The 12,256-nt window shown below is 38.6% G+C and carries 8 protein-coding genes; 3 read left to right on the forward strand and 5 right to left on the reverse strand.

Features of this window, described 5'->3' with window-relative positions; genetic code table 11:
• Positions 1-10 precede the first annotated feature (10 nt).
• Positions 11-1,597 (forward strand): M28 family peptidase, encoded by a 1,587-nt coding sequence (locus FBD94_RS14290; RefSeq protein WP_136880670.1) that lies wholly within the window; start codon positions 11-13, stop codon positions 1,595-1,597.
• 45 nt (positions 1,598-1,642) lie between these two features.
• Here FBD94_RS14290 and FBD94_RS14295 read toward each other — a convergent pair whose 3' ends face one another.
• The 5 genes from FBD94_RS14295 to FBD94_RS14315 all read right to left on the reverse strand — a co-directional run bounded on the left by FBD94_RS14295 (position 1,643) and on the right by FBD94_RS14315 (position 10,050).
• Complete coding sequence (locus tag FBD94_RS14295; RefSeq protein ID WP_136880671.1) at positions 1,643-3,301, reverse strand: hypothetical protein; 1,659 nt, start codon at positions 3,299-3,301, stop codon at positions 1,643-1,645.
• Between the two features lie 163 nt (positions 3,302-3,464).
• Positions 3,465-4,550 carry a hypothetical protein gene (locus FBD94_RS14300; protein WP_136880672.1) on the reverse strand — a complete coding sequence of 362 codons (1,086 nt, stop codon included), beginning with the start codon at positions 4,548-4,550 and terminating at the stop codon, positions 3,465-3,467.
• 2 nt (positions 4,551-4,552) lie between these two features.
• Positions 4,553-5,116 carry a fasciclin domain-containing protein gene (locus tag FBD94_RS14305; RefSeq protein WP_165503561.1) on the reverse strand — a complete coding sequence of 188 codons (564 nt, stop codon included), beginning with the start codon at positions 5,114-5,116 and terminating at the stop codon, positions 4,553-4,555.
• Positions 5,117-5,334: 218 nt separating this feature from the next.
• Positions 5,335-6,909, reverse strand: coding sequence for a RagB/SusD family nutrient uptake outer membrane protein (locus FBD94_RS14310; protein WP_136880673.1), 1,575 nt, complete (start codon positions 6,907-6,909; stop codon positions 5,335-5,337).
• 9 nt (positions 6,910-6,918) lie between these two features.
• Entirely contained in the window at positions 6,919-10,050 is a 3,132-nt protein-coding gene (locus FBD94_RS14315; RefSeq protein ID WP_136880674.1) for a SusC/RagA family TonB-linked outer membrane protein, read from the reverse strand.
• Positions 10,051-10,462: 412 nt separating this feature from the next.
• Between FBD94_RS14315 and FBD94_RS14320 the strand changes: the two genes are divergently transcribed.
• Positions 10,463-11,011, forward strand: a complete 549-nt coding sequence (locus tag FBD94_RS14320; protein WP_169472310.1) for an RNA polymerase sigma-70 factor — start codon at positions 10,463-10,465, stop codon at positions 11,009-11,011.
• A 69-nt stretch (positions 11,012-11,080) separates the two neighbouring features.
• On the forward strand, positions 11,081-12,253 hold the full coding sequence (locus tag FBD94_RS14325; RefSeq protein WP_136880676.1) for a FecR family protein: 1,173 nt from the start codon (positions 11,081-11,083) through the stop codon (positions 12,251-12,253).
• Positions 12,254-12,256: the final 3 nt, after the last annotated feature.

The following is a 12,256-nucleotide window of genomic DNA, read 5'->3' on the forward strand; positions in this document are numbered from 1 at the left end:
CACATAACTCATGAGAAGACAATTTTTATATACCAGTCTTATTCTGCTAATCGGCTATACAGCGGTTGCCCAGAATAAAGAAGCTATTAAGTTTAGTCAAACCATAAATAAAGACAATTCACGCAAGCACCTTTCTGTTTTAGCCTCTGATGAATATGAAGGCAGAGAAACGGGCAAAAAAGGTGGTTGGATGGCTGCTGACTATATCAAGGCGCACTTTAAAAACCTAGGCTTAAAAGGACCAGTAAAGGGAGATTATTTTCAGCCAATAGACATGGTAAATTATGGGCTTTCGCAAGTATTGACTATAGAAGGCCAGCCTGTTGAACCCCTGAAAGATTTCTATGTTTTACCGCCAATGGTATCTGATAAAGGATTTGCTTTTAATACGTCTAGCGTACAATTTGCAGGATATGGATTAAACAAAGAAGGATACAACGACTATGCAGGTTTAAATGTTCAAGGAAAAACTGTGATGATTTTCAGAACAGGAGATCCTGCATCAGCCAACAAAAGCAATGGTGGAAACATCAATAATAAAATCAAGTATTTATCTGATAACCAAGCACAGGCCGTACTAGTGATAGACCCCACGATTGATGCCATGCCAGATAATTTAAAAAGCTATTTGCAAGCTGAGCAATTGGTGATGAAAACAAAAGAAAATCTTGACCGCATGAGCAGTGCTCAAGGTATTCCGGTTATCTATATTGGAACTGCAGTAGCCAATCAATTACTAAAATCAGCTAAAACCACAATTGAAGCAGTAAAGAAGCAGATTGCTGAAAGCGGCAAACCTGCATCTCAGGAATTGAAAATTGCGGTTAGTGCAAGTGCAAAAAAGACAGAGACAAAAGTGAGAGCCGAAAACGTACTTGGCTTCCTGGAAGGATCTGACCCTAAGTTAAAAAATGAGGTATTGGTAATTACCGCTCATTACGACCATATTGGTATCACACCAAATGCCAAAGGCGACGATAAGATTAACAATGGAGCTGATGATGATGGCTCGGGTACTACTGGAGTCTTAATGATCGCTGAAGCCTTTGTCAAAGCTAAAAAAGCTGGAAAAGGTCCTAAACGAAGTATCTTATTTATGACGGTAACAGGTGAAGAAAAAGGATTGCTTGGATCGGAATGGTATTCGGAATATCCAATCTTCCCACTTAAAAATACCATTACAAATTTAAACATTGATATGATCGGCCGTGGCGATGCGGCTCATGCTTCAGATAACAACTTTGTTTACATCATCGGTTCTGATATGTTAAGCAGTGATCTGGACAGGATAGGTAAAAAAGCCAATAAGGATTATGTAAAAATGAACCTTGACGAAAAATACAACAACCGTACTGATCCTAATCGTTTTTACTATCGCTCTGACCATTACAACTTTGCAAAACATGGTATACCGGTAATCTTCTATTTTAATGGAGTACATGATGATTATCACCAACCAGGTGATGAGATCAGTAAAATCGACTTCCCAATGTTAGCCAAAAGAGCCAAACTGGTTTACTTTACCGCATGGGAACTGGCAAATGGAGCCAAACGCCCTGTAGTGGATAAAAACGAAGATGGTACCAAAAAGAATTAAAGTTAAAATATGTAGACGGGCTGTGCAAAAAACACAGCCCGTTTTTTATTGCACATTCAATTTCCCTTCGCCTGCCCAGGTACGCAACAATTCATATATCGCTCCGTTTCGCTGTCCGGCACTTGTTATATTGTTAACAGCTGTAGCACCCAACCGATCTTTTAACTGTGCAATATAAAGACTTCTAGGCAACGTATTCGTTCCCCAGCTCTCCCAATAGCCTGCGCCATTTTTTTTCAAACCCACGCATCCTATACCCCAATTCTGGGCACCTTTAGGACTTTCTACCTTAATGTCGTAATTAGACGACTTACAATTCCAGAACATGGTTTGTGCACCTGCCCAGCCGTGTCCAGAGCCCATTGCTTTGCGGTTCTGAACAATAATCTGTCCACCATATATATTATCAAACAACACTCCGGTAGCCCAACGGTGATGGGGCCCTATATCGGCCTTTGTATTGGTAGAATAGCTATCCAGAAAAACATTAGGCCCAGGTACTGTTGAACCTGTTACATAATCGTGCCTGCCACCATTTGTATAACAACGTTGAAAAAGATTGAATGAAGATCCACCTTCCAGATTGAAAGAGTATTTCCTGCTGCCTGTGGTTTGCGACTTTGGATCGACCATCGCACATTCTTCTATCGTATTATAAACCGACATCGTGCTTACCGATACGCAGGCATACCCAAAGTATTGTGCGGTAACTTGCTTTACCCAACAATTTTCTGTCCGGTTCAGTTCTATTCCATTCCATGCATGCAGCTCATCATCGTCATTTAAATAATAAGAAACGAGCCTGATGTTCTCTACACCAGAATTGCTGATCCTACCGGAAATATTAGTTTTAAAGATAAATCCCCCACCATATTTGGTTTGCATGGGATCTACAACCGGCGCATTCAAAGTAACGGTGTTCCCATTTATGGCTACAATTTTACGCTCAAAATTAATGTCATAACCGCTCGGAATCCAACCATATTGTCCCATATCCAGCTCATCAATCCATAACTGATTTGGCACTCGATAAACGGAAATAGGATCACCAACTGTAAAACCAGCAGTCGATTCAACAGTAAAACTCATTGCGCCCGTAGGTACATAGGAGGTAGTGATTTTCGTTCTTGTCCCCCCTACTTCTGGCATTCCAGATCCTGAACCATTTATTTCAATCAGGTTATGCTGCACTTTCTGTGTAGCTTTAATAATGGTGCCCGAAACACCTTGGCCAGCACCGCGTAAGACCACCCCGCTCTTATCGATAACCAATTTTCCTTCTACCTCATAAGTTCCTGCCTGCAACAATACAGTACCTCTAAATCCATTTCCATCCGCAGGAAGGTTTTTCACCTCATCAATGGCATTTTGGATATTAAAGCGATTATCCCCTACAACCGCAGCAATGGTTTTCTTTACCGGAACATCAGGTAGTGCAACTCCACCCCCTTTGTACCCCGCATTAGAAAAATCTGGAATTACATTGTCCTTATTAATCTCCCCCTCATTGGCAAATTTATTATAGCTCAGCTTTCCCGAAGTACCTAAATAAACTAAAGAAGCTGTGTTTTCTGGTGGGTTAGTAACCGGCGGGTTTGTTACTGGCGGATTGGTAGTTTCATCGCCTTCTAAAGATTTCTTTTTTTTACAAGAAGTAGCAATTAAAGTTAGCCCTAACAGGCAATAAATGAGATTGCGTTTCATACAAAATTTACATTTGGTTAATTCATCATGCAATAAACCAATAAGTTAACACTTATCACTACTTTAAATCAGCGAACCATTCAACTATATTGGCAGCAATTTTTTAGTATAAAAAAGCCGGAAAGCATAAAGCTTTCCGGCCACATAAACCTAAACCAAATAATTATTTAAGGATCGTCCCATCATTGTTAATGAACACACTGTTCACAAAACCTGTGGTACCTGTTTCGTTTGCGTTAGCCCTACCAGGATAAGAGACCTGGAAGCGGCTTGCAAGCGGATCTTCAAAACCTGGGAAAGTCGTTTTACAATAGGCTAACCAGTCTTTAATACCATTACTTGAAAACCATTGAACACCATCCACATAAGTTGTGAATACATTATTTGCATCAATAGCAAAAGCTATGCTCTTTTCTACGTTACTTGCAGATTTAAAGATTGTACTTTTACCTTTTATAGGGTTTATTAAAGGCAGTGGAGCTGGCAATACTGCCGTGTTAGTACTAAAGGTTGACTTTCCAGATGCCGGAGTAAATGTCTCATATCTAATCTGATAACTATCCGTAGTTGCTGGATCAACTGTTGGGTAATATTCCCATCTGATCTCTCTCAGGAAAGGATAGCTAGGATTTTCCGATGGCTGTTTAAAGAACAAAGAAACAATGATAGGCTGACCTGCTCTAAAGAAAGATTTCCAACCTAATTTTGCACGTACAGAAAGTGGGATTTTCAGTGGGGCAAGATTCAGATCTCTCCTAAAAATACCTGCTTTATTAACTGTTGCAGATGTAAGTTCGAAAATTGACTTTAAAGGGTCATTGTCAACAATCTGATTAAAGGTTATGTCTGCATTTGCCCAACCATTTCCATCAAATGTAAATCTACTCTGGAACTCATCAAAGAAATACCTTGTTACTTTTAAATTTGTTGTGCGTGAGCTACTAGCCCCACCATCACGGTTAGCTGTAGCGGTAACCGTATACTCGCCAACTGCAGCTGGCGCTATCCACAAATTCTCGAACAAATTTTGTGTACGCCAGCCATCAAATTCTCCACCGGATGTGGTCCATTTATACGAAACTGTGGTATTGTCGCCACCTTCGGTTCCCGCCCAAACTTTTACTTTTTCACCAAAATAAAATTCTTCGCCTGCTTTACTCAAGGTTAAAATTTCAACTGGTTCTTTCTTGCATGATACCGCAACTATGCAAAGTATCATGAATATGCCTGTATGATATAACTTTCTCATAATTATTTATTATTAATGATATCTCTTCTTGTTGGTGCAGTAAAATAACGATCCCATACATGCACTACTCCATTAGTCGCATGTAAATCTGGTGTACGAGGACTCCCAGTCCCTGTTCCACCAACATAATTATTAACATACAAGGCGCCTTCACGACTTGCTTGCATGAATATCCATACTTTCGCAGAGTCATTTGTAGGAGTTAAACCATAGGTATCAACCCATTTTCCAATTGAATTTAGGTGCTTATAATCATATGTACCTTTTAAAACATGATACCTAAGCCAAATCGCTATCTTCTCAACTGAGTACTGGCTCCAGTCAGAGCCTTTAACAGGTAAATTATAAGTTGGACTCGTAGGATCTTTATCTACAAACTGATTTCTAGAAAAATAACTATTGGCACTTTCAACGTCATTTGTTGCACTATTTGTGAGCAGCAAATAGGTATTACCAGTTGCTGTATACAGCGGTTTTATATCCTTATAATTAGGATCTTTATCTACGTATTCGATCGCCTCCAGCATTCCAGAAAACAAATCGGGCCGTGATTTCATAAAATCCATCACATTCATATTTATGTTACTATCGTAAAATGACTGTACATACTTTTCATTTTTTTGCAACGGTAACTTGTCACAAGCGGCAAATGCTAAACACGAAATTAAGACTGCCGGTGCGATTAATTTTTTAATAGTTTTCATCAGTATATATTTATATTTCAACTGTTGTAAAGCTTTTAATTGCTCTATATTAATATCTCTAATAGGTTAGACTGCTTCCATTACTCATCATAAGGAGCATTTTGGTCTCCTACCAATTTAGGATTAGCATTAAATGCTGCAGAATTGATTGGGAACATAATCCTTCCTAGATTTGCACCTTCATACTTAGTTGCGCCAGTTCTTGAACCTAAAATCGGGTTCATTACACTCGTCAAATAAGCATAACCATTGGTAAAATTATACATCTGTCCAATGCGACATAAGTCGAACCATCTTTTACCTTCGCCCATTAACTCATATTGGCGTTCTGTAAGAATCGTCCGCTCTATCCCTGACACGATATCTCCAGTATAGTCACTTAACAGAGCTGCAGTCATGTATCCTACGCGGTTTCTTACCCTATTTACGATATCCAGAGCTTCCTGATATTTTCCAGTGTGTGCTAAAGCTTCCGCTCTTAACAACATAATATCCGCAAAACGATAGATTGGGATCTTTACATTACACTCATTATTTAGCTGGTAAACGAAGGCTCCACCAGGTTGACCATCACCTCTTTTTGCCGCAGGATCAAATAAAGTAAATTTACCAAATGGGCCATTAAGAGAACTATAAAGCGTTGGAGTTGCGTATGTAATCATATCAAAACTGGTCGTAAAACGGCCATCAGTATGTGCTGAAGTCACCGGATCTATCCTATCAAACAACTCCTGAAATAGTTTCGGTGCCATCATGTAGTTATTTGTGTTTGAACCTGATGCAAATCTTCCACAAACACCTACACCCCCACCACGCTCAATATTATCCCAGTAAAGATTAAAGATCGTTTCTGTTGAAGTTGCTGGATCAGTAAACATGTTCTTCCAGCTTTGAGCATTGGTTACCCAGGTACATGCACTTTCGGTAATACAATTTTGTGAGGCTACTAAAGCTTCAGGATATTGTTGAAACCACATGTAAACATCTGTTTGCAAAGCATAAATAGCAGCTTTCTGGATGTTATATTTGTTGGTTTTATTAGTTCCTATACTTTTTAAGGCAAGGTCAATATCATCTAATATCCTTTTTTTAACATCAGCGATCGGTGATCTTGCATATTGAGTTGGCTGTCCATAAGTTTCAAGAGGTTCAGTTATAATAGGCACTTTACCCCATACTCTAAGACCATAGAAATACATCAATGCCCGTAATCCATAACACTGACCTAAATAGTCAGTATAAGTTGCTGTAGCTCCACCAATGTCTTGACTCATCATTTGCGGATAATACTTTATCCCGTAATTACACAATGAAATAGTCACATAAAGGTTTGTCCAGTTGGTTGCACCGGCAATATCCGGATCACTTGCCGATAAGGCATTATTTAAAAACTTGGTTTGCGCATTTCCTGTACCTGCACCTCTAACATTGTCCGAACGAACTTCTCCCCAGTCAAACCAGTTTGTATTTATTGTAGTCTGCACGGAATTGTATATTCCCGCCATCCAGGCATCAGCATCCGACTTATCTTTCCAGAAGCTACCAGGAGTAATTGTTGAAACAGGATCATTCTGCAAAAACTTTTTACATCTTGTAGCCGTCAGCAGGATCAATAATCCTCCAAATAATAATATTGTGAATCTAATCTTTTTCATGATCTTCTATTAAAATGTTATACCAAGTCCTAAACCCATCTCTCTTCTTCTTGGATACTGTCCATTATCCAGTCCCGGTTTAAGCACACTGTTTTGTTTTACTTCCGGATCAAACCCTGTATACTGTGTCCAAGTCAACAAATTATTACCATAAACATACAAGTTGAAGTTTTGGATATGGAATCGTTCAATAAGTTTTTTAGGTAACTGATAACCAAGGCGCACATTCTGTAAACGGATAAATGAACCATCCTCTAGATAGTAATCATTGGTTTTACGCACGTTATCAGCTGCTTTATCTCCACCGATATATGAATCTGTAATTTGTCCAGGATATTTATACATATTCAAGATATAATAAGGCTCCGGTGTAGTATTTGAAATTGCAAAAGAAGCTGTATTTCTTCTGTTATCATTATAAATACTATTGCCAAAATTTCCGTAAAGAGAAACAGCAAGAGAGAAGTTTTTATACGTAAAGTTGTTGGTCCAACCTAAACTCCATCTTGGTTGTCCATAACCTGTTACGATCTTATCTTCATTCCCAATGTTACCGTTTAAATTGCCACTTCCATCAGGCTGATTTTCCCAAATTACGTCTCCCCCCTTTGAAATGTTACCATTGGTAGTCAACTGCTTAGGAGTTCCACTATATGGTGTACCATTAGGATAGGTATAACCCGTTAAAATTGCCTGCATGTTCTTTCCTATGATGATGTTGCCTTGTCCATCCTTTTGAAATTGTGGAATCAACCTTGTTTTATAATCATCAGTATAAGCATTTGATTGATCATATTGATAAATGCCCAGATATTTGTAACCAAAGAAATTGCCGGCTTCTTTACCTTGTGCAACGATCCAGTTGTCATCAACATAATCACCACCTGGTAGGCTAAGGATTTTATTCCTTACCATCGACCAGTTGATGGATGTTTGCCAGGTAAAATCCTTAGTTTGAATTGGATACCCTGAAACCATCAATTCAACACCTTTATTTTGAAGAGATCCCGCATTGATCACTGCTTTATTAGGGAAACCTACCTCTAATGGAAGCGGAGCTTCATACAACAAATCTTTAGTTTTTTTAACATAATAATCTCCTACAAAACTTAATTTCCCATCAAAGAAGGTTAAATCTAAACCGAAGTTTGATTGCGTCGTCTCTTCCCATTTCAAGCCACTGTTGCCCAATCTGGTATTCGTACGGACACCACTTACGCCATTGTAATAGTAAGTACCAAAGATAAACTGCTGAACGGCATCAAAATCACCAATTTCCTGATTACCTGTGATACCCCAGCTAGCTCTAACTTTAGCATCTGTTAATACCTTTTTAGACCATTTCATGAAATTCTCATCACTGAACCTCCATCCAACAGATGCCGCAGGGAAATAACCCCATTTATTTTCCTGACCAAATACAGAAGAACCATCTCTTCTTAAAGTCGCATTCAATAAATAACGACCTTTATAATCGTATCCTACTCTGGTAAAGAAACCCGCCAATGCGGAACCGCCTTCTTTTGAATAAATATCACTTAAGTTCAACTCACCCGCAGCATTTAAAGTATGTACATTTTCGCTTACAAAACGCTTACCTTCAATATTGATCTCTTCCAGCGAGTTCTTTTCCAAGTTCATACCCAATAGTGCGCTCACATTGTGGTCTTTTGCAATAGTTTTTTTATAGGTTAATACCGCATTTCCTTGTGCTCTTATTGGAAGTTTAGTCTCATCCTGTCCAGAGCTAGCTGGATTAGTACCAGTTTCCAACAATTTTGAGTTGAATGTGGTGTGCCTTAAAAGTTGAATATCCGCAGATGCATCTGCGTGGAAATTTAAGTCCTTAGTGAAGGAATAATCAAAACCTTGAAAAATAACCGCTCTGTAGGTCGTGGTTAGATTTTCACGTAGATATGCCTCTGCAATAGGGTTTTTCCTTCCACCATTGTCATAGATATACTCCCCGCTGGGTAGAAATAGGGTTTGTTGCGGGCCACGTTGCAGCGCCTGCTGGATTACCTTCCCTTCATTAATATTGTTTTTGTTTTGGTAACTAAAACTAAGCTGTGTTGATAACCTCACCTTTTTAGATGGCTGATATTTTATATTGGTACGCATGGTTGCCCGTTTATTAAAACTGGCCAATATAATACCCTCCTCATCCAGATATTGTAAGCTGTTAAAGTAATTTAACTTTTGATTTCCACCACTCATCGAAAAATCAAATTGGTTACGTACAGCTGTTTGAGTAATCAACGATTGATAGTCATTATCTGCATTTTTATTAAAAGCTGTAGAATCATTCGGATGTGGATCAAGACTGATCTTACTTCTTTGATCAAACATTTGTCTTAACAAGCGGTTTGATTGAGGAATATGACGCGACAAGCTGCTGTAACTTCTCAAATAATCAACATTGATTCTTGGTTTACCATCCTCTCCTTGTTTAGTTGTAATCAAAATAACACCATTTGCGGAACGAGAGCCATAAATAGCTCCGGAAGCAGCATCCTTAAGAATCTCGATAGACAATACATCTTTCGGATTAATTGACATGATATTCTTCATTGGTACCCCATCCACTACATATAGTGGCTTAACCCCATTATCAGATAGTGTCGACATTCCACGAATGGTAATATCGCTTTCATCACCCGGAGCGCCAGAACCAGTCATTACCCTTACACCCGGAGCCGCACCCTGAATCGCATCAAAAATGGAGATCGGTTGCTTTTCTTCAATCGCTTTTGCCGTAATCGAGCTAATTGCTCCCGTTACATCTCTTTTCTTTTGCGTTCCATAGCCTACTACAATTACTTCATCTAAGTCAGATAAAGAAGGAATCAATTTTGGGTTGATTGAACGCCTAGCGCCAACAACCTCCTCTTTTGTATCAAAACCAATATAGGTAAATACCAATATGGATCCAGCGTTGGGTACAGTAATTGAATATTTACCCTCGCCATTTGTTTGTGCTGCTGTTTTTGTACCCTTCACCTGCACACTTGCTCCAGGAATCCCATCGCCCTTATCGTCGGTCACAGTCCCTGAAACCTTGATTGTCTGAGCATATAGCGAAGCTGTTGTAAACAGAATCGCAAACACGCTCATTACTATTTTTAGTATAGTTTTTTTCATATTTATTCTTTAAAATAAAGCTGTGTCTATTTAAAATAAAATTTTGGAGAAGTTCATCTCGCCGTATAATCGTATAAATTATACTTCCTCATCATAATTGTTACCTTAATAACAACTTTTTCAAACGAGGGCATCTATCAAAAATGCGCCTAGTGGGGATTTAAACTTAGATTTGTCATAATTGCATGGTTAGTTTAATAAATATTATTTTGGTTTATGCAATTGAAGAAAAATAAGGTGAAGATTGCTTAATCAAATTAGCCTACTTATGTCTCATTTTGGCATACCAAACCAAATAACCGCTATGCTTGCCAATCTTTAATATCGTCCCCTCCTTATTTATGCGGGAATGGTCATTTTTAAATTCGCTTCATAAACCCTATTTTTAGCAATTCATTCATCATCAATAGAATTGAGGGAACAAACACCACATACGGCATATTCATTCGAAGAATTGTTCAAGGACAATTATGCCAAATTATGTCATTTTGCGATTCAATTTTTAAAAGATGATGACGCTGCCAAAGACATTGTTCAGGAAGTTTTTGTAACCTACTGGAATATGGATGAAAGACCTGTGCATAATGCTTCGTCTGTAAATGCGTTTTTATATGCCTCAGTGCGAAATGCATGTCTGAATAAATTACGCAGACAAAAACTGGAGCATGGCTTTTTAAACGAACAGGACTCAGAGCCGTCGGAAGATGCGGTAGCCCTAAACTCAATGATCAGGTCAGAAGTCCTGGCAGAATTGCATAAGGTAATCACTACTTTACCAGACAATTGCCAGAAAATATTCCGTATGGGATACCTAGAAGGATTAAAAAATCCACAAATTGCGACCGAGCTAGGCCTTAGCATCAATACCGTTAAAACTCAGAAAAAACGTGGCCTACAGTTACTAAAAATGCGTTTAAATCCAGATTTGTTTGCTATTATTTCAGTGTTTCTGCTGAAATAATCAAATTATTTAAAAATAATTCAGCTTTCTTTCACCCACTTTCATTTTTCAGGTTTCTTATAGGTATCTATGGAAACGCAGCACAATTTTAAACACACGTCTGAACTTATTATTAAGTTTCTGAAAAACGAGCTATCTGACAAGGAGAAGGCAGAATTTGAACTATGGCTCAAGGCTTCACCTGAAAACACTGCGCTTGTTGAATACTTCCGAAATACCGAGCATGTGCAGCAGGAAGTCAATTATTTAGATGCAGTAGATGTCAATAAAGGCTGGGAAGAGGTTTCTAAACAAATTGTTCATACACCATTAAAAAGATTGGCATGGACTAAAATAATCCGATACAGCGCCGCAGCAATATTGATTATTAGCGTTGGCATAGGGGTTTATATTTATAGCGCACAACTTAAATCGAAGGAGATTAATGAAATAGCCGGAGTTCAAGATATTATGCCGGGGAGTAAAAAAGCAGTGCTGGAGCTAGCAGACGGATCGGTCATTGACCTTAGCGATACAAATCTCGGATTAGCCGCTAAAGATGATAATGTAGCAATAGGTGTTAAAAATGGCGTTCTAGCCTTTAGCGCTAAAAGAAAAACAAGCAATAGCGATGGCTATAATATCTTGAGAACACCAAAAGCCGGAGAATATAAAATGATATTGTCAGATGGTACTCAGGTATGGTTAAATGCGGCATCTTCTTTACGTTTCCCAACTAATTTTAACAAGCATGAACGACGAGTGGAGCTTACTGGTGAAGCTTACTTTGAAGTTGCACACAATAAGGCACTCCCATTTATTGTAAGCTTCAACAAAACTGAGGTAGAAGTATTGGGGACTCATTTCAATATCAGCTCGTACCAGACATATAGTAAAACTACGCTAATTGAAGGGGCCATTAAGGTTTCTGAAGGCACAAGCCAACGCCTGATAAAACCAGGGCAACAAGCATTTACCTATGATGGACATCTAACGGTTCGAGCAGTAGACACCTACAAATCAATCGCTTGGAAAGAGGGTGTATTTTACTTTAAAGAAGACCGGATCAAGGATATTCTGGATCAGGTTTCCAGATGGTATGATGTAGACATTGTCTATAATGGGGAACCAAACCGAAAAAGATATAGTGGCACTATACGGAGACAAGCAACTTTAAGTCAGGTATTGGAAATGCTAAAAACGGTTAGCGATACAGAATATAGTCTAAAAGGCAAAACCGTAACCGTAAATATTAATAAATAAAAA

Origin of the sequence: Pedobacter hiemivivus (assembly GCF_005144565.1) — a bacterium.
GTDB classification, from domain to species: Bacteria; Bacteroidota; Bacteroidia; order Sphingobacteriales; family Sphingobacteriaceae; genus Pedobacter; species Pedobacter hiemivivus.

What these genes read in the sequence shown, in the direction of transcription:
- FBD94_RS14290 (WP_136880670.1), top strand. Translation starts at nt 11, where the DNA reads ATGAGAAGACAATTTTTATATACCAGTCTTATTCTGCTAATCGGCTAT.
- FBD94_RS14295 (WP_136880671.1), bottom strand. Translation starts at nt 3,301, where the DNA reads ATGAAACGCAATCTCATTTATTGCCTGTTAGGGCTAACTTTAATTGCT.
- FBD94_RS14300 (WP_136880672.1), bottom strand. Translation starts at nt 4,550, where the DNA reads ATGAGAAAGTTATATCATACAGGCATATTCATGATACTTTGCATAGTT.
- FBD94_RS14305 (WP_165503561.1), bottom strand. Translation starts at nt 5,116, where the DNA reads ATGGATTTTATGAAATCACGGCCCGATTTGTTTTCTGGAATGCTGGAG.
- FBD94_RS14310 (WP_136880673.1), bottom strand. Translation starts at nt 6,909, where the DNA reads ATGAAAAAGATTAGATTCACAATATTATTATTTGGAGGATTATTGATC.
- FBD94_RS14315 (WP_136880674.1), bottom strand. Translation starts at nt 10,050, where the DNA reads ATGAAAAAAACTATACTAAAAATAGTAATGAGCGTGTTTGCGATTCTG.
- FBD94_RS14325 (WP_136880676.1), top strand. Translation starts at nt 11,081, where the DNA reads ATGGAAACGCAGCACAATTTTAAACACACGTCTGAACTTATTATTAAG.